Here is a 20,152-nt window from a genome sequence, read left to right as displayed (position 1 = left end):
GTTCAAAATTGCAATTAAATAAGCAATTTTCAGATAATTATTGAAATAAAGACTTTTCTATGTTATAATGGAAGCGATTATATGCGAGGTAAAAAATGGCACATTTATTAGAAAAAACAAGAAAAATCACGTCTATTCTAAAGCGTTCTGAGGAGCAACTCCAAGATGAACTTCCTTATAATGCGATCACACGCCAGTTAGCTGATATTATTGACTGTAACGCTTGTATTGTGAATAACAAGGGACGTCTCTTGGGCTACTTTATGCGTTATAAGACAAATAATGACCGTGTAGAACAATTCTTCCAAACTAAAACCTTCCCTGACGTCTATGTACAAGGGGCAAACATGATTTACGACACGGAAGCCAATCTTCCTGTTGAACATGATTTGACTATTTTCCCTGTAGAGAGCCGTGCGGACTTTCCAGATGGTTTGACGACCATCGCTCCGATTCATGTATCAGGGATTCGCCTAGGTTCGTTGATCATTTGGCGCAATGACAAGAAATTTGAAGATGAAGATTTGATTCTTGTCGAGATTGCGAGCACGGTGGTAGGGATTCAACTCTTGAACTTCCAACGTGAAGAAGATGAGAAAAATATTCGCCGTCGTACAGCTGTTACTATGGCGGTCAACACCCTTTCCTATTCAGAACTTCGTGCCGTATCAGCTATTTTAGCTGAATTGGATGGAAATGAAGGGCAGCTGACTGCATCAGTCATTGCAGACCGTATCGGTATCACGCGCTCAGTAATCGTCAATGCTCTCCGTAAGCTAGAGTCGGCAGGAATCATTGAAAGCCGTTCACTAGGAATGAAGGGAACCTATCTCAAGGTATTGATTTCAGATATCTTTGAGGAAGTGAAAAAGAGGGACTACTAATGGCAAAAGCTTTAATCTCGATTGACTATACAGAGGATTTCGTAGCAGATCATGGAAAGCTAACTGCTGGAGCACCTGCTCAAGCAATATCAAAAGCCATTGATCAGGTAACCAGATTAGCTTTTAATCGTGGAGACTATATATTCTTTACCATTGATGCTCATGAGGAGAAGGATACATTCCACCCAGAAAGCAAGCTCTTTCCACCACACAACATCATCGGAACTAGCGGTCGTAACCTTTATGGCCCCCTAGCTGACTTTTATGCTGAGCATGAGGCGGATAGTCGCGTCTTTTGGATGGACAAACGTCACTATTCAGCATTTTCAGGAACGGACTTAGATATCCGTTTGCGGGAACGTCGGGTAGATACGGTCATTTTGACCGGTGTATTGACTGACATTTGCGTCCTTCATACGGCTATTGATGCCTATAATTTAGGTTATCAAATCGAGATTGTCAAGCCTGCGGTTGCTTCTATTTGGCCAGAAAATCATCAGTTTGCTCTTGGGCATTTTAAGAACACATTGGGAGCAAAATTACTGGATGAAAACCTTGCTGAAATTGAACTATAAGCCTGTTGGAAAAATGAAAAAAATCTGAAAAAAGTGTTGACAAAGATTTTGAAAGTTGATATACTAGTAAAGTAATCGACGCGGGGATGGCGGAATTGGCAGACGCGCAGGACTAAGGATCCTGTGACCGCTTTAGGTCGTGAGGGTTCAAGTCCCTCTCTCCGCATAGGGTAAGAGTTAGCTTTGGCTAGCTCTTTTTGTTTTTACAAAGAAGACTAGAGGCTACGTTTCGTATATCGAAAAATATTGGTATCAAGAACTGTTCATTGTATCAGAACATTTAAACTGAGTTTTCCATTTCATTCTATCAAGAATATCCTCAAACACAAGTCAGAAAATGAAGAACTTAGGAGATGGAAAAATACTAATCAGAAAGACGTGATTATCATTTTTAAAATGAAGTAGATTTTTGATTGGTACTATTTATCCTTATATATGAAGAAAAGTTAGCGTTTGCTAGCTTTTTTGTTTTTTCAAAAAATAAATCAAAAAGTTTTTTCGATTTCATAAACATTTCATATTTGGATTTTATAATAGTCTTACAAATATGGAGGTGACAAATGAATCCAATCCAAAGAGCTTGGGCTTATGTCAGCAGAAAACGACTGAGAAGTTTTATTTTATTTCTGATTTTATTTGTTCTTTTAGCAGGAATTTCAGCCTGTTTGACGCTGATGAAGTCCAACAAAACAGTGGAAAGCAATCTTTACAAATCACTCAATACCTCATTTTCTATCAAAAAGATAGAAAATGGACAGACCTTCAAGTTATCGGACCTAGCATCCGTGAGCAAGATTAAGGGACTGGAAAATGTTTCTCCTGAACTTGAAACGGTCGCAAAACTGAAAGACAAGGAAGCGGTGAGTGGTGAGCAGAGCGTAGAACGTGATGATTTGTCAGCTACAGACAAGAACTTGGTTAGCTTAACGGCTCTCGAGGATTCATCCAAGGATGTCACCTTTACCAGTTCGGCTTTCAACCTAAAAGAAGGGCGACATCTTCAAAAAGGGGACTCCAAGAAAATCCTGATCCACGAGGAGTTGGCCAAGAAGAACGGTCTTTCGCTTCATGACAAGATTCGCTTGGATGCTGGTCAGTCAGAATCTGGAAAAGGGCAAACAGTAGAGTTTGAAATTGTCGGCATCTTTTCTGGAAAAAAACAAGAGAAGTTCACAGGCTTGTCTTCTGACTTCAGTGAAAACCAAGTCTTTACAGACTATGAAAGTAGCCAAACCCTTCTGGGAAATAGTGAAGCTCAAGTCAGTGCAGCGCGCTTCTATGTAGAAGATCCTAAGGAAATGGACGGACTCATGAAGCAGGTGGAAAACTTGGCTTTGGAAAGTCAAGGCTACCAAGTCGAGAAGGAAAACAAGGCCTTTGAACAAATCAAAGACTCAGTGGCAACCTTCCAAACCTTCCTCACCATCTTCCTTTATGGGATGTTGATAGCAGGAGCAGGAGCCTTAATTTTGGTCTTGTCCCTCTGGTTGAGAGAAAGGGTCTACGAAGTGGGAATTCTTCTGGCACTTGGAAAAGGCAAGAGTTCGATCTTCCTCCAGTTCTGTTTAGAGGTAGTTTTGGTATCACTTGGAGCTTTGCTTCCATCCTTTATCGCTGGAAATGCCATCACATCCTATCTACTCCAAACTGTACTAGCCAGTGGAGATCAGGCAACCTTAGAGGAAACGCTGGCCAAAGCAAGTGGTCTATCAACCAGTCTCCTATCCTTTGCAGAATCCTATGTCTTTCTGCTCCTGATTGGTTGCTTATCCGTAGCTCTTTGTTTCCTATTCTTATTTAGAAAATCGCCGAAAGAAATTTTATCATCTATTAGTTAATACTCTTCGAAAATCTCTTTAAACCGTGTCAGTCTTATCTGCAACCTCAAAGCTGTGCTTTGAGCAACCTGCGGTTAGCTTTCTAGTTTAATCTTTGATTTTCATTGAGTATAAGAAGGAGAAATCATGACTTTATTACAATTGCAAGATGTTACCTACCGTTATAAGAACACTGCTGAAGCAGTTTTATATCAGATCAAGTATAATTTTGAACCCGGAAAATTTTATAGTATCATTGGTGAGTCAGGAGCAGGAAAATCCACTCTCTTGTCCCTACTTGCTGGTCTAGATAGCCCTGTCGAGGGTTCTATCCTTTTCCAAGGAGAGGACATTCGGAATAAGGGATATTCTTACCATCGCATGCACCATATTTCTCTGGTCTTTCAAAATTATAACTTGATAGATTATCTTTCTCCGCTGGAAAATATCCGCTTGGTCAACAAAAAGGCCAGCAAGGATACTCTTCTTGAACTTGGTTTGGATGAAAGTCAGATCAAGCGGAACGTTCTCCAGTTATCAGGTGGTCAACAGCAACGTGTAGCCATCGCTCGCAGTTTAGTCTCAGAAGCTCCAGTTATTCTAGCTGATGAGCCAACAGGAAATCTGGACCCTAAAACTGCTGGAGATATTATCGAACTGCTCAAATCACTTGCCCAGAAAACAGGTAAATGTGTGATCGTCGTCACCCACAGTAAAGAAGTGGCACAAGCGTCAGATATTACACTTGAATTGAAGGATAAGAAACTGACTGAAATATAGAATCTAGTTATTAAACTTTAAAATAGTATTAGTTGGTAACCAGATACGTGTAAAGTAAAATAATAAACGAAGTGAGTCTGTAACAACTATTTCCCGCAGTAGTGATAGCCTAGATAATAACAAAGTTATTATCTAGGCCGGAATTTTTGAGACATATGGCTCAAAAATTAGGGATGAAATTCCTACAGGAAGTTGCTCCCGTCCGCACAATCTAAGGGAAATAGTTAAAAAATAATTTATATAAGTTATAAGACATTGAAATAGAACAAAATCTAGAAAGGGAACCTATGTTACACAACGCATTTGCCTATGTTACAAGGAAGTTTTTCAAATCGATTGTTATCTTCCTGATTATTCTCCTCATGGCGAGCTTGAGTTTGGTCGGCTTATCGATCAAGGGAGCTACTGCCAAGGCCTCTCAGGAGACCTTTAAAAATATCACCAATAGTTTCTCCATGCAAATCAATCGTCGCGTCAATCAAGGAACGCCACGTGGTTCTGGGAATATTAAGGGTGAGGATATCAAAAAAATCACCGAAAATAAGGCCATCGAGTCTTATGTTAAACGCATCAACGTTATCGGAGATTTGACTGGATACGACCTCATTGAAACGCCAGAAACCAAGAAAAATCTCACTGCAGACCGTGCCAAACGGTTTGGAAGCAGTTTGATGATTACAGGTGTCAATGACTCCTCTAAAGAAGACAAGTTTGTCTCTGGCTCATATAAGCTAGTTGAAGGTGAGCACCTAACCAACGACGACAAGGACAAGATTCTCATGCACAAGGACTTGGCAGCCAAACACGGTTGGAAAGTCGGAGATAAGGTTAAACTAGACTCCAATATCTACGATGCAGACAATGAAAAAGGTGCTAAGGAAACAGTCGAAGTTACAATCAAGGGACTCTTTGATGGGCACAATAAGTCTGCAGTAACCTACTCACAAGAACTCTATGAAAACACAGCTATCACAGACATTCACACTGCTGCAAAACTTTATGGATATACAGAAGACACAGCTATTTATGGGGACGCAACCTTCTTTGTAACAGCGGACAAGAACTTGGATGACGTCATGAAAGAGTTGAATGGTATCAGCGGTATCAACTGGAAGAGCTACACACTTGTGAAGAGCTCCTCTAACTACCCAGCTCTAGAGCAATCCATCTCTGGTATGTACAAGATGGCCAACCTCCTCTTTTGGGGTAGCTTGAGCTTCTCAGTTCTTCTCCTTGCACTCTTGCTCAGTCTTTGGATCAACGCCCGTCGCAAGGAAGTGGGAATTCTCCTCTCTATCGGTCTCAAGCAGGCAAGTATCTTGGGGCAATTCATCACCGAATCTATCTTGATTGCTATCCCTGCTCTCGTTTCTGCTTACTTCCTAGCCAACTACACAGCCCGTGCAATAGGAAATACTGTTCTTGCCAATGTCACTTCAGGTGTTGCCAAGCAAGCCAGCAAGGCTGCTCAAGCCTCTAATCTTGGTGGTGGTGCAGAAGTAGATGGCTTTAGCAAGACCTTGTCGAGCTTAGATATTTCCATTCAGACATCAGACTTTATCATCGTCTTTGTCCTTGCCTTGGTTCTAGTGGTTCTCGTTATGGCGCTTGCCTCAAGCAATCTCCTCAGAAAACAACCAAAAGAGCTCTTGCTCGATAGCGAATAAAAAACTTGCTACCTATTCTCCCCTAAATGGGGTATAATATAGGTAGCATTTTTATCTATTTCATCTTGATAATACTCTTCGAAAATCTCTTCAAACCACGTCAGCTTCACCTAGCCGTATATATGTTACTGACTTCGTCAGTTCTATCTACAACCTCAAAGCAGTGCTTTGAGCAACCTGCGGCTAGCTTCCTAGTTTGCTCTTTGATTTTCATTGAGTATAAAGCTCTTTCCTATCAGGATGAAACTGAGATAATTTACAAGAAATTTAAAGGAATGTGAAACGTTTTTTCTATGAAAATTTTAATTGTAGAAGATGAAGAGATGATCCGTGAGGGGATCAGTGACTATTTGACCGATTGTGGTTATGAAACCATTGAGGCAGCAGACGGTCAGGAAGCTCTAGAAAAATTTTCCAGCTATGAGGTGGCCCTGGTTTTACTGGATATCCAGATGCCCAAGCTTAATGGCCTAGAAGTTCTAGCTGAGATTCGTAAAACCAGTCAGGTTCCGATCTTGATGCTGACTGCCTTTCAGGATGAGGAATACAAGATGAGTGCTTTTGCCTCTCTGGCAGACGGTTATCTGGAAAAGCCCTTCTCCCTCTCCCTTCTAAAAGTGAGGGTAGATGCGATTTTCAAGCGCTACTACGATACAGGAAGAGTCTTCTCCTATAAGAATACCAAGGTAGACTTTGAAAGCTATAGCGCAAGCCTCGCAGGTCAAGAAGTGGCCATTAATGCCAAAGAGTTGGAAATTCTGGACTATCTGGTGAAAAATGAGGGACGGGCCTTGACTCGTTCTCAGATTATCGATGCTGTCTGGAAGGCGACAGATGAGGTCCCCTTTGACCGTGTTATTGATGTCTATATCAAGGAACTGCGGAAAAAGCTAGACTTGGATTGTATCCTCACTGTGCGCAATGTTGGTTATAAATTGGAGAGAAAATGAAACGAACAGGTTTATTTACAAAGATTTTTATCTATACCTTCTCGATTTTTAGTGTTCTGGTTATTTGTCTTCATTTAGCCATTTATTTTCTCTTTCCCTCTACTTATCTAAGCCATCGTCAGGAAACCATTGGCCAGAAAGCGACAGCCATTGCCCAGTCCCTGGATGGAAAAGATAGGCAGAATATTGAGCAAGTCTTAGACTTGTATTCCCAGACCAGTGATATCAAAGGAGCTGTCAAGGGAGAAATGACCGAGGACAAGTTAGAAGTCAAGGACAATCTTCCTCTGGATACGGACCGTCAAACTACTTCCCTTTTTATTGAGGAGCGTGAGGTGAAAACGCAAGATGGCAGCACTATGACTCTCCAATTTCTAGCTTCAATGGACTTGCAAAAGGAAGCAGAGCAGATTAGTCTCCAGTTTCTTCCCTATACCTTGCTGGCATCCTTTCTGATTTCTCTTTTGGTGGCCTACATCTACGCTCGGACCATTGTTGCCCCGATTTTGGAAATCAAGCGGGTGACCCGTAGGATGATGGATTTGGATGCCCAAGTACGATTGCGCGTGGATTCTAAGGATGAGATAGGTGATCTCAAGGAACAAATCAATAGCCTTTACCAGCATCTCTTGACTGTCATTGCGGACTTGCATGACAAGAATGAAGCTATTCTTCAGCTGGAGAAGATGAAGGTTGAGTTCCTACGAGGGGCTTCTCATGAATTGAAAACACCTCTGGCTAGTTTGAAAATCCTAATCGAAAATATGAAAGAAAATGTCGGCCGTTATAAGGATAGAGATCACTATCTTGGAGTTGCCTTGGGAATTGTGGATGACCTCAGTCACCACGTTCTCCAGATACTTTCTCTTTCTTCTGTTCAGGAATTGCGAGAGGAGAAGGAGAACATTGACCTAGTCCAGATGACGCAAAGTTTGGTCAAGGATTATGCTTTGCTCGCCAAGGAGCGAGAACTTCAGGTAGACATTAGCCTAACCCATCAGCAGGCTTACATAAACCCATCTGTCATGAAACTGATATTATCGAATCTCATCAGCAATGCTATCAAGCACTCCACTCCAGGTGGTTTGGTTCATATCGGCGAGAGAGAAGGAGAACTCTTTATCGAGAATAGCTGTAGTCCTGAAGAACAAGAAAAACTGGCCCAGTCTTTTTCTGAAAATGCTAGTCGTAAGGCCAAGGGTTCGGGGATGGGACTCTTTGTGGTCAAAAGTTTATTAGAACACGAGAAATTACCTTATCATTTTGAGATGCAGGATGCTCGATTGACCTTCTTCATACGTTATCCCAAAGTCACTCAGGACTAAGGAGAAGAAAGGGGTTACATTGATTGGATTGGAAGAAATTCAATCTAAAGTATGGGAAAAACTAGCTTTTTTTATCAAAAAGTGATAAAATGAACAATGTAAATGGGATGTCCCAAAAAATATATAGGAGGCCTGACAAATGGCAATCGTTTCAGCAGAAAAATTTGTCCAAGCAGCTCGTGACAACGGTTATGCAGTTGGTGGATTTAACACAAACAACCTTGAGTGGACTCAAGCTATCTTGCGTGCAGCAGAAGCTAAAAAAGCTCCAGTTTTGATCCAAACTTCAATGGGTGCTGCTAAATACATGGGTGGTTACAAAGTTGCTCGCAACTTGATCGCTAACCTTGTTGAGTCAATGGGTATCACTGTACCAGTAGCTATCCATCTTGACCACGGTCACTACGAAGATGCACTTGAGTGTATCGAAGTTGGTTACACTTCAATCATGTTTGACGGTTCACACCTTCCAGTTGAAGAAAACCTTAAATTGGCTAAAGACGTTGTTGAAAAAGCACACGCTAAAGGTATCTCAGTAGAAGCTGAAGTTGGTACTATCGGTGGTGAAGAAGACGGTATCATCGGTAAAGGTGAATTGGCTCCAATCGAAGACGCTAAAGCAATGGTTGCAACTGGTATCGACTTCTTGGCAGCTGGTATCGGTAACATCCACGGTCCTTACCCAGCAAACTGGGAAGGTCTTGACCTTGACCACTTGAAGAAATTGACAGAAGCTCTTCCAGGCTTCCCAATCGTATTGCACGGTGGTTCAGGTATTCCTGATGACCAAATCCAAGCAGCTATCAAACTTGGTGTTGCGAAAGTTAACGTTAACACTGAATGCCAAATCGCATTCGCTAACGCAACTCGTAAATTTGCTCGTGACTACGAAGCAAACGAAGCAGAATACGACAAGAAAAAACTCTTCGACCCACGTAAATTCTTGGCTGACGGTGTAAAAGCTATCCAAGCATCAGTTGAAGAACGTATCGACGTATTCGGTTCAGAAGGTAAAGCATAATCTAGCTGAACAATACAGATGAAACCTGCCCATTGGGTAGGTTTTTTGGTGTCTGGATATATAGCGAATATACTGTAGAAGAACCAATCTTAAGTTGCTAAAAGGTTCTATTTTTTGTACAATAATGCTATGAAAATACTGAAAAAATGGTTTCTTGGCTTTCTTAGTTTTATTCTTTTGTTTTTGCTCGCTACATTCATCTTTCACCGTATCAGTTTGGAAAAGGAAAAAGCCTCACTGACACCTATGGGGCAACAAGTTCTCGTCAATGGACATCAAATAAATGTTTACGTTGAAGGGGATGGTCCTGAGACTATTGTTGTTCTCTCAGGTGCTGGTATTGCTTCTCCTATATTGGATTTTAAAGAAGTATCGGAATCCTTATCGAAACAGTATAAGGTAGTTATCGTGGAGCGGGCGGGATATGGTTATAGTGATGATAGCAATCATTCAAGAGATGTGATGGAGGTTTTGTCTGAGACTCGCCAAGCTCTTTCGCAAGCAAATATCACAGGGCCGTTTATCATTCTGTCTCATTCCATGGCTAGTCTAGAGAGTCTGGCTTGGCAAGAGAAGTTTCCTGATGAAGTGAAAGCTTTGATTGGTTTAGATTGGGCATTGCCATCAAGTTATGAAGATTTAAAGGAGAATCAGACCTTGCTCACTGTGGCATATTGGAGTAGCAAGATTGGGTTATTACGTTATTTCCCTGAGTCCTTTTATATAAAAAATCAAACTCTGATCGAAAGTGAACGAAAACAATATAAACTTCTAGCTTATAAGCAGTTGATGTCACAAGCTATGTTTCATGAATCCCAAACGGTAAAGGAAAATGCCAAGAAAGTTACTTCAAACATTAATCCGAAAATTCCGGCCTTACTAATGGTTTCTAATGGTGATGGTACTAGTTTTAGCCAATCAGAATGGCAACGTTATGCAGAGAGATTTGCAAGCGACCAGTCTAATGTTCAAGTCGTTTATATGGATGCTCCTCATGACCTCTATCATTATCAAAGCGATGCTATTGTTTCTCGCATTAAAGAATTTTTAGAGAATAATTGAGAGGTTATAAATCTATTTGGATTGATGCCAATAATTAAATGCTGAAGAATTAACAGTAGAATCGTGAATTTTTTCGATTAAAAAAATTCTTTTTCTTACCCAAAATCCTGCCCATTGGGCAGGTTTTTTTGATGTTTTAAGGAAAATATCAAACCAGAATTTTTGATTAAAACTATTATTTTAAGAGTGAAATTTCTAATTTTATAATCTACAGGCAAACGCTTGCATTCCGTTTTTTATTGGACTATAATAGTTTGGTATAAGGCCTTCTGTAATAATAAAATGTAGAGGGTTTAGAAGGTAAGGATTTAGAATTTTTGTAGTCAAAAATACAATGTTGCTATTCCTTGCGACAGGGAGATAGATATGGCAATGATAGAAGTGGAACATCTTCAGAAAAATTTTGTGAAGACAGTAAAGGAACCTGGATTAAAGGGGGCTTTGCGCTCCTTTATTCATCCTGAAAAGCAGACTTTTGAAGCGGTCAAGGATTTGACCTTCGAGGTACCAAAGGGCCAGATTTTAGGCTTTATCGGGGCCAATGGTGCTGGGAAGTCGACAACCATCAAAATGCTGACAGGAATTTTAAAACCGACATCTGGTTTTTGTCGGATTAACGGCAAGATTCCACAGGACAATCGTCAAGACTATGTCAAGGATATCGGGGTTGTCTTTGGACAACGCACCCAGCTATGGTGGGATTTGGCACTGCAAGAGACCTATACGGTCTTGAAAGAGATATACGATGTGCCAGACTCGCTCTTTCATAAACGCATGGATTTTTTGAATGAAGTCTTGGATTTGAAGGAATTTATCAAGGATCCTGTGCGAACTCTTTCACTGGGGCAACGGATGAGGGCGGACATTGCGGCTTCCTTGCTTCACAATCCCAAGGTTCTCTTTTTAGATGAGCCGACCATTGGTTTGGATGTTTCGGTCAAGGACAATATTCGTCGGGCAATTACTCAGATCAATCAAGAGGAAGAAACAACCATTCTCTTGACCACTCACGACCTGAGCGACATTGAGCAACTCTGTGATCGAATTTTTATGATTGATAAGGGGCAAGAGATTTTTGATGGAACGGTTAGCCAGCTCAAGGAAACCTTTGGCAAGATGAAGACTCTTTCCTTTGAACTGCTACCAGGGCAAAGTCATCTTGTCTCTCACTATGAAGGCTCTTCGGATATGACCATTGATAGACAAGGAAACAGCCTCAATATTGAATTCGACAGTTCCCGCTACCAGTCGGCTGATATTATCAAGCAAACCCTGTCTGATTTTGAAATCCGCGATTTGAAGATGGTGGATACGGATATTGAGGATATTATCCGTCGCTTCTATCGTAAGGAGCTCTAAGATGGTCAAATTGTGGAGACGTTATAAACCCTTTATCAATGCAGGGATTCAGGAGTTGATTAGCTATCGAGTCAACTTTATTCTCTATCGGATTGGTGATGTCATGGGAGCTTTTGTGGCTTTCTATCTCTGGAAGGCGGTCTTTGATTCCTCGCAAGAGTCTTTGATTCAGGGCTTTAGCATGGCAGATATCACCCTTTACATCATCATGAGTTTTGTGACTAATCTTTTGACCAGGTCAGATAGCTCCTTTATGATTGGGGAGGAGGTCAAGGATGGTTCCATTATCATGCGTTTGTTGCGACCAGTGCATTTTGCGGCTTCTTACCTCTTTACAGAGCTTGGATCCAAGTGGTTGATTTTTATCTCTGTTGGACTGCCATTTTTAAGTGTCATTGTCTTGATGAAAATTTTATCTGGGCAAGGAATTGTAGAAGTACTGGGATTAACCATCCTTTATCTCTTTAGCTTAACCCTAGCCTACCTGATCAATTTTTTCTTTAATATCTGCTTTGGATTTTCAGCCTTTGTCTTTAAAAATCTATGGGGTTCCAATCTACTCAAGACTTCTATAGTGGCCTTTATGTCTGGAAGTCTGATTCCCTTGGCTTTCTTTCCAAAGATTGTTTCTGATATTTTGTCCTTCTTGCCTTTTTCATCTTTGATTTATACTCCAGTTATGATCATTGTTGGGAAATACGATGCCAGTCAGATTCTTCAGGCGCTTTTGCTACAGTTCTTCTGGCTCATAGTGATGGTGGGCTTGTCTCAGTTGATATGGAAACGAGTCCAGTCCTTTATCACTATTCAAGGAGGTTAGTATGAAAAAATATCAACGCATGCATTTGATTTTTATCAGACAATACATCAAGCAAATCATGGAATACAAGGTCGATTTTGTGGTGGGCGTGTTAGGAGTTTTTCTGACTCAAGGCCTGAACCTCTTGTTTCTCAATGTGCTCTTTCAACACATTCCTTCCTTAGAAGGCTGGACTTTTCAAGAAATCGCCTTTATCTATGGATTTTCCTTAATTCCCAAGGGACTAGATCATCTCTTTTTTGACAATCTCTGGGCTCTGGGGCAACGTTTGGTGCGAAAAGGAGAGTTTGACAAGTACCTGACGCGTCCTATCAATCCTCTCTTTCACATCTTGGTTGAGACCTTTCAGATTGATGCCTTGGGCGAACTATTGGTCGGTGGAATTTTACTAGCGACAACAGTATCAAGCATTGCTTGGACTCTTCCAAAATTCCTGATTTTTCTAGTCTGCATTCCTTTTGCGACCTTAATCTATACTTCCTTGAAAATCGCGACTGCCAGTATCGCTTTTTGGACCAAGCAGTCAGGCGCCATGATTTACATTTTTTATATGTTTAATGACTTTGCCAAGTATCCGATTTCCATTTATAATTCGCTTCTTCGTTGGTTGATTAGCTTTATCGTGCCTTTCGCCTTTACGGCCTACTATCCTGCCAGCTATTTCTTGCAGGACAAAGACGGGCTCTTTAACATTGGTGGGTTGATGTTGATTTCCCTTGTTTTCTTTGTTATTTCTTTAAAACTCTGGGATAGGGGCTTGGATGCCTACGAAAGTGCGGGTTCGTAAGAGATAAGATAGGATGAGAGTTAAAAATTAAATATGTTACAAACAACCGTTGAAAATTATAGCGGTTGTTTTTGCATGTTTATTAAGGCATAAATTCTATCCATACCCCTTTTTGCGATTTTGGTAGTTATTCCAGTTAATTGCTACTATTTTTGATGGTGTGAATGTGCTGATAATGTATCCCAGTTAACTACGAAAGTTTTGGGTTTATATTTTTTAATGTACATTAAAAAAAAAATTAATGCGTGTTAATTTTTCTTGACTTAAAATTTTTTAATTGATATACTATTTTTCAGAGAGCTAACAATTATATATAAATGTACTACTCTATCCCACTAGATAATACGTCATAAAACTTTTTATAACAAAGGCTAGCAAGGTTAAAGTTTTCTATCTATTGGGTTTAAAATAAAAAATGAAGGAATTATAATGAAAAAAAGTACGGTATTGTCATTAACTACTGCTGCAGTTATTTTAGCAGCATATGCCCCCAATGAGGTAATTTTAGCAGATGCACCTAGTTCTGAAGATGCTTTAAGAATTTCTGATAAAGAAAAAGTAGTAGCAGATGCACCTAGTTCTGAAGATGCTTTAAAAATTTCTGGTAAAGAAAAAGTAGTAGCAGATAAAGAAACAGAAAAAAATGAACAATCTGAAGAACTTCATAATGTTATAGAAACTTCAAAGGATACTGAGGAGAAGAAGACAACAGTTATTGAGGAAAAAGAAGTTGTTAGTAGAAAGCCTAAGATAGACAAAAAAACTAGTAACGAAGGAGCAAGTATCAAAGAAGACTCCAATCAATCCAAAGGAGATGATGCGAACTCATTTGTAAATAAAGATACAGAAAATCCTAAAAAAGAAGATAAACTTGTCTATATTGCTGAATTTAAAGATAAAGAATCTGGAGAAAAAGTAATTAAGGAACTATCCAATCTTGAGGATACAAAAGTTTTATATACCTATAATACGATTTTTAATGGCGCTGCCATTGAAACAACTCCAGATAATTTGGACAAAATTAAACAAATGGAAGGTGTTTCGTCGGTTGAACGATCACAAAAAGTCCAACCAATGATGAATCATGCCAGAAAGGAAATTGGAGTTGAGGAAGCTATTGATTACCTAAAGTCTATTAATGCTCCATTTGGGAAAAATTTTGATGGTAGAGGTATGGTCATTTCAAATATCGATACTGGAACAGATTATAGGCATAAGGCTATGAGGATCGATGATGATGCCAAAGACTCAATGAAATTTAAAAAAGAAGATTTAAAAGGCACTGATAAAAATTATTGGTTGAGTGATAAAATCCCTCATGCGTTCAATTATTATAATGGTGGTAAAATCACTGTAGAAAAATATGATGATGGTAGGGATTATTTTGACCCACATGGGATGCATATTGCAGGGATTCTTGCTGGAAATGATACTGAAAAAGATATCAAGAACTTTAATGGCATAGATGGAATTGCGCCTAATGCACAAATTTTCTCTTATAAAATGTACTCTGACGCAGGATCTGGGTTCGCGGGTGATGAAACAATGTTTCATGCTATTGAAGATTCGATCAAACACAATGTCGATGTTGTTTCGGTATCATCTGGCTTTACGGGAACAGGTCTTGTAGGCGAGAAATATTGGGAGGCTATTAGAGCATTAAGAAAAGCTGGAATCCCAATGGTTGTTGCTACAGGTAATTTTGCGACTTCTGCTTCAAGTTCTTCTTGGGATTTAGTAGCCAATAATAATCTGAAAATGACAGATACTGGAAATGTAACACGAACTGCCGCACATGAAGATGCGATAGCGGTCGCTTCTGCTAAAAATCAAACCATTGAGTTTGATAAGGTTAACATTGGAGGACAAAGTTTTAAATACAGAAATATAGGAGCTTTTTTCGATAAAAATAAAATCCTAACAAATGAGGATGGGTCAAAAACTCCAAATAAATTAAAATTTGTATATATAGGCAAAGGTCAAGACAAAGATTTGATAGGCTTGGATCTTAAGGGCAAAATTGCAGTAATGGATAGAATTTATACCAAGGATTTAAAAGATGCTTTTAAAAGAGCAACGGATAAAGGCGCACGTGCCATTATGGTTGTAAATACTGTAAATTACTACAATAGAGATAATTGGACAGACCTTCCAGCTATGGGATATGAAGCGGATGAAGGGACTACTAGTCAAGTATTTTCAATTTCAGGAGATGATGGTGTAAAATTATGGAACATGATTAACCCTGATAAAAAAACTGAAGTCAAAAGAAATAATAAGGAAGATTTTAAAGATAACTTAGAACAATACTATCCAATTGATATGGAAAGCTATAATTCTAATAAACCGAATGTAGGTGATGAAAAAGAAATTGACTTTAAATTTGCAGCTGACACAGACAAAGAACTTTATAAAGAAGATATTATAGTCCCAGCAGGGTCTACATCTTGGGGGCCAAGAACAGACTTGCTTTTAAAACCGGATGTTTCAGCACCTGGTAAAAATATTAAATCCACTCTAAATGTTATCAATGGTAAATCCACTTATGGTTATATGTCAGGAACTAGTATGGCAACTCCAATCGTAGCAGCTTCTACTGTTTTGATTCGACCAAAATTAAAGGAATTGCTTGAAAGACCTGTCTTGAAAAATCTTAAGGGAGATGACAAAATAGACCTTACAAGTCTTACAAAAATAGCTCTACAAAATACTGCAAGACCTATGATGGATGCAACCTCTTGGAAAGAAAAGAGTCAATACTTTGCATCACCTAGACAGCAGGGAGCGGGGCTAATTAATGTTGCCAACGCTTTGAGAAATGAAGTTGTAGCAACTTTCAAAAATACAGATTCTAAAGGTTTGGTAAATTCATATGGTTCCATTTCTCTTAAAGAAATAAAAGGTGATAAAAAATACTTTACAATTAAGCTTCACAATACCTCAAACAGACCTTTAACCTTTAAAGTTTCTGCATCAACTGTAACTACAGATGCTCTAACTGATAGGCTAAAACTCGATGAAACATATAAAGATGAAAAATCTCCGGACGGGAAGCAAATTGTTCCAGAAATTCACCCAGAAAAAGTCAAAGGAGCAAATATCACATTTGAGCATGATACTTTCACTATAGGTCCAAATTCCAGCTTTGATTTAAATGCGGTTATAAATGTTGGAGAAGCTAAAAACAAAAATAAATTTGTAGAATCATTTATTCATTTTGAGTCAGTGGAAGAAATGGAAGCTCTAAACTCCAACGGTAAGAAAAGAAACTTCCAACCTTCTTTGTCGATGCCTCTAATGGGATTTGCTGGGAATTGGAACCACGAACCAATCCTTGATAAATGGGCCTGGGAAGAAGGATCAAAATCAAAAGCAATGGAAGGTTATGATGATGATGGTAAACCAAAAATTCCAGGTACCTTAAATAAGGGGATTGGTGGAGAACATGGTATAGATAAATTTAATCCAGCAGGAGTTATCCAAAATAGAAAAGATAAAAATACAACATCCCTAGATCAAAATCCAGAATTATTTGCTTTCAATAACGAAGGAATCAACGCACCTTCATCAAGTGGCTCTAATATTGCTAAAATCTATCCTTTAGATTCAAATGGAAATCCTCAAGATGCTCAACTTGAGAGAGGATTAACGCCTTCTCCACTTGTATTAAGAAGTGCAGAAGAAGGGGTGATTTCAATAGTAAATACAAATAAAGAAGGAGAAAATCAAAAAGACTTAAAAGTCATTTCGAGAGAACACTTTATTAAAGGAATTTTAAACTCTAAAAGAAATGATGCAAAGGGCATTAAATCTTCTAAGCTAAAAGTTTGGGGTGACTTGAAATGGGATGGACTCATTTATAACCCTAGAGGTAGAGAAGAAAATGCCCCAGAAAGTAATGACAAAAAAGATCCTGCTACTAAGATACGAGGACAATTTGAACCGATTGCGGAAGGCCAATATTTCTATAAATTTAAATATAGATTAACCAAGGATTACCCATGGCAGGTTTCCTATATTCCTGTAAAAATTGATAACACCCCTCCAAAGATTGTTTCAATTGATTTTTCAAACCCTGGAAAAATTAAGTTAATTACAAAGGATACTTATCACAAGGTCAAAGAGCAATATAAGAATGAAACGCTATTTGCGAGAGATCAAAAAGAACATCCTGAAAAATTTGACGAGATTGCCAACGAAGTTTGGTATGCTGGGGCCGCTCTTGTTAATGAAGATGGAGAGGTTGAGAAAAATCTTGAAGTCACTTATGCAGGTGAGGGTCAAGGACGAAATAGAAAACTTGACAAAGACGGAAATACCATTTATGAAATTAAAGGTGCAGGAGATTTAAGAGGAAAAATCATTGAAGTGATTGCATTAGACGGTTCTAGCAATTTCACAAAGATTCATAGAATTAAATTTGCTGATCATGCTGATAAAAATGGGATGATTTCCTATTATCTAGTAGATCCTGATCAAGATTCATCTAAATACCAAAAGCTTGGCGAGATTTCCGAATCTAAATTTAAAAATTTAGAAAATAGAAAAGAGGATAGTCTTAAAAAAGATACAACTGAAGTAGAACATCATCAAGAAAATGAAGAGGCTACCGAAGAAAAATCTAGCTTGACTATTCATAAAACAATTTCAACAATTAGAGACTTTGAAAGCAAAGATTTAAAGAAACTCATTAAAAAGAAATTTAGAGAAGTTGATGACTTTACAAGTGAAACTGGTAAGAGAATAGAGGAATACGATTATAAATACGATGATAAGGGAAATATCATTGCTTATGACGATGGTAGTGCCTTAGAATATGAAACTGAAAAACTTGATGAAATCAAATCAAAAATTTATGGCATTCTAAACCCATCTAAAGATGGACACTTTGAAATTCTTGGAAAGATCAGTAATGTTTCTAAAAATGCCAAGGTATACTATGGAAATAACTATAAATCGATAGAAATCAAAACGACCAAGTATGATTCCCATTCAAAAACGATGACATTTGATTTATACGCTAATATTAATGATATTGTGGATGGATTAGCTTTTGCAGGAGATATGAGGTTTTTTGTCAAAGATGATGGTCAGATAAAAGCTGAAACTAAAATTAGAATGCCTGAAAAAAATAAGGAAACTAAAGCAGAATATCCGTATGCATCAAGTTATGGGAATGTAATAGAATTAGGAGAAGGAGATCTTTCAAAAAATAAACCAAATAATTTAACGGACATGGAATCTGGTAAAATCTATTCTGATTCAGAAAAACAACAATATCTATTAAAGGATAACATCATTCTGAGAAAAGGCTATGCACTAAAAGTGACTACCTATAATCCTGGAAAAACGGATATGTTAGAAGGGAATGGAGTCTATAACAAGGAAGATATAGCAAAAATCCAAAAGGCCAATCCTAATCTAAGAGTTTTATCAGAAACAACAATTTATGCTGATAGTAGAAATGTTGAAGATGGAAGAAGTACTCAATCAGTATTAATGTCGGCTTTGGACGGCTTTAACATTGTAAGGTATCAAGTGTTTACATTTAAAATGAATGATAAAGGGGAGGCAATCGATAACGATGGAAATCTTGTGACAGATCCTTCTAAACTTGTATTATTTGGTAAGGATGGTAAAGAGTACACAGGAGAGGATAAGTCCAATGTAGAAGCTATAAAAGAAGATGGCTCTACGTTATTTATTGATGCAAAACCAGTAAATCTTTCAATGGACAAGAACTACTTTAATCCATCTAAAACTAATAAAATTTATGTACGAAATCCAGAATTTTATTTAAGAGGTAAGATTTCTGATAAGGGTGGTTTTAACTGGGAGTTGAGAGTTAATGAATCGGTTGTAGATAATTATTTAATCTACGGAGATTTACACATTGATAACACTAGAGATTTTAACATTAAGCTTAATGTTAAAGACGGTGACATCATGGACTGGGGGATGAAAGACTATAAAGCAAACGGATTCCCAGATAAGGTAACAGATATGGATGGAAATGTTTATCTTCAAACTGGCTATAGCGATTTGAATGCGAAAGCGGTTGGAGTACATTATCAATTTTTATATGATAATGTCAAACCAGAAGTAAAGATTGATCCAAAAGGAAATACTAGTATCGAATATGCTAATGGAAAATCTGTAGTCTTTAACATCAATGATAAAAGAAATAATGGATTCGATGGTGAGATTCAAGAACAACATATTTATGTTAATGGAAAAGAATACAAATCATTTGATGATATTAAACAACTAACAGATAAGACACTAAACATTAAGATTGTTGTAAAAGATTTCGCAAGAAATACAACCGTAAAAGAATTCATTTTAAACAAAGATACGGGAGAGGTAAGCGAATTAAAACCTCATACGGTGACTGTGACAATTCAAAATGGAAAAGAAATGAGTTCAACGATAGTGTCGGAAGAAGATTTTATGTTACCTGTCTATATGGGTGAATTAGAAAAAGGATACCAATTTGATGGTTGGGAAATTTCTGGTTTCGAAGGGAAAAAAGACGCTGGCTATGTTCTTAATCTATCAAAAGATACCTTTATAAAACCTGTATTCAAGAAAATAGAGGAGAAAAAGGAGGAGGAAAATAAACCTACTTTTGATGTATCGAAAAAGAAAGAAAAAACACAATCTAATTCAACTAATGATGTCAACAGTATTGTTTCTGATGAAAATGATAAAAACTTTGAAATTAACAAGAACATTTATCTAAATGAACAAGGAAACTTAACTAATAAAAATACCAACATCAATAGTAAATCAACTAGTAACAATCCTAATGAGTTGCCAAAAACCGGAACAGCAAGCGGAGCCCAGACACTATTAGCTGCCGGAATCATGTTTATAGTAGGAGCTTTTCTTGGATTGAAGAGAAAAAATAAAGATTAAGACAAAAGCTATAGAAAAAATGGTTTATGTACTGAGATTAGATAGTGAGGTGATGACATAGTTTTGTGAAAGTATTGATTTATAAATATATTATTTAGATTTCTATGAAAATGGGAGATTTAATAGAGATATATGTAAAAGCCTTGTCTCAGGACAGGCTTTTTCTAATGGAGATAAAAATTTCTTG

13 protein-coding genes and 1 tRNA gene are annotated in these 20,152 nt (G+C 38.1%); all 14 read left to right on the top strand.

The window, feature by feature from the left end; genetic code table 11:
• Positions 1-95: 95 nt before the first annotated feature.
• The 14 genes from codY (at position 96) to HMPREF2766_RS07910 (ending at position 19,965) form a co-directional block, all read left to right on the top strand.
• Positions 96-884: a GTP-sensing pleiotropic transcriptional regulator CodY gene (gene codY / locus HMPREF2766_RS07975; RefSeq protein ID WP_042902566.1), complete on the top strand. Its 789-nt coding sequence runs from the start codon at positions 96-98 to the stop codon at positions 882-884.
• Positions 884-1,459, top strand: coding sequence for a cysteine hydrolase family protein (locus tag HMPREF2766_RS07970; protein ID WP_070569118.1), 576 nt, complete (start codon positions 884-886; stop codon positions 1,457-1,459). Before codY ends, HMPREF2766_RS07970 begins: the two co-directional genes overlap by 1 nt.
• Positions 1,460-1,539: 80 nt before the next feature.
• Positions 1,540-1,625 (top strand) — tRNA-Leu (locus HMPREF2766_RS07965).
• Between the two features lie 394 nt (positions 1,626-2,019).
• Entirely contained in the window at positions 2,020-3,297 is a 1,278-nt protein-coding gene (locus HMPREF2766_RS07960; RefSeq protein ID WP_070569116.1) for an ABC transporter permease, read from the top strand.
• 126 nt (positions 3,298-3,423) lie between these two features.
• Positions 3,424-4,056: an ABC transporter ATP-binding subunit Vex2 gene (vex2, locus tag HMPREF2766_RS07955; RefSeq protein ID WP_042902563.1), complete on the top strand. Its 633-nt coding sequence runs from the start codon at positions 3,424-3,426 to the stop codon at positions 4,054-4,056.
• A gap of 287 nt (positions 4,057-4,343) precedes the next feature.
• Positions 4,344-5,723 carry an ABC transporter permease subunit Vex3 gene (vex3, locus tag HMPREF2766_RS07950; RefSeq protein WP_070569113.1) on the top strand — a complete coding sequence of 460 codons (1,380 nt, stop codon included), beginning with the start codon at positions 4,344-4,346 and terminating at the stop codon, positions 5,721-5,723.
• Positions 5,724-6,016: 293 nt separating this feature from the next.
• Positions 6,017-6,673 carry a response regulator transcription factor VncR gene (gene vncR, locus HMPREF2766_RS07945; RefSeq protein ID WP_049489824.1) on the top strand — a complete coding sequence of 219 codons (657 nt, stop codon included), beginning with the start codon at positions 6,017-6,019 and terminating at the stop codon, positions 6,671-6,673.
• Complete coding sequence (gene vncS, locus HMPREF2766_RS07940; protein WP_049489825.1) at positions 6,670-7,998, top strand: sensor histidine kinase VncS; 1,329 nt, start codon at positions 6,670-6,672, stop codon at positions 7,996-7,998. The genes vncR and vncS overlap by 4 nt, the downstream gene beginning before the upstream one ends.
• A gap of 139 nt (positions 7,999-8,137) precedes the next feature.
• Positions 8,138-9,019, top strand: coding sequence for a class II fructose-bisphosphate aldolase (locus HMPREF2766_RS07935; protein ID WP_001018995.1), 882 nt, complete (start codon positions 8,138-8,140; stop codon positions 9,017-9,019).
• 129 nt (positions 9,020-9,148) lie between these two features.
• On the top strand, positions 9,149-10,081 hold the full coding sequence (locus tag HMPREF2766_RS07930; protein WP_070569223.1) for an alpha/beta fold hydrolase: 933 nt from the start codon (positions 9,149-9,151) through the stop codon (positions 10,079-10,081).
• 366 nt (positions 10,082-10,447) lie between these two features.
• A complete protein-coding gene (locus HMPREF2766_RS07925; RefSeq protein WP_070569110.1) occupies positions 10,448-11,440 on the top strand; it encodes an ABC transporter ATP-binding protein in 993 nt (330 codons plus the stop codon).
• Between the two features lies 1 nt (position 11,441).
• A complete protein-coding gene (locus HMPREF2766_RS07920) occupies positions 11,442-12,260 on the top strand; it encodes an ABC transporter permease (RefSeq protein ID WP_070569106.1) in 819 nt (272 codons plus the stop codon).
• Position 12,261: 1 nt separating this feature from the next.
• Entirely contained in the window at positions 12,262-13,047 is a 786-nt protein-coding gene (locus tag HMPREF2766_RS07915; RefSeq protein ID WP_049520929.1) for an ABC transporter permease, read from the top strand.
• Positions 13,048-13,476: 429 nt separating this feature from the next.
• Positions 13,477-19,965, top strand: a complete 6,489-nt coding sequence (locus HMPREF2766_RS07910) for a S8 family peptidase (RefSeq protein WP_042902555.1) — start codon at positions 13,477-13,479, stop codon at positions 19,963-19,965.
• The last annotated feature ends 187 nt before the right edge of the window (positions 19,966-20,152 follow it).

Origin of the sequence: Streptococcus sp. HMSC076C08, assembly GCF_001810825.1 — a bacterium.
Classification (GTDB): Bacteria; Bacillota; Bacilli; order Lactobacillales; family Streptococcaceae; genus Streptococcus.
This window is presented reverse-complemented; position numbering and strand designations above follow the sequence as displayed.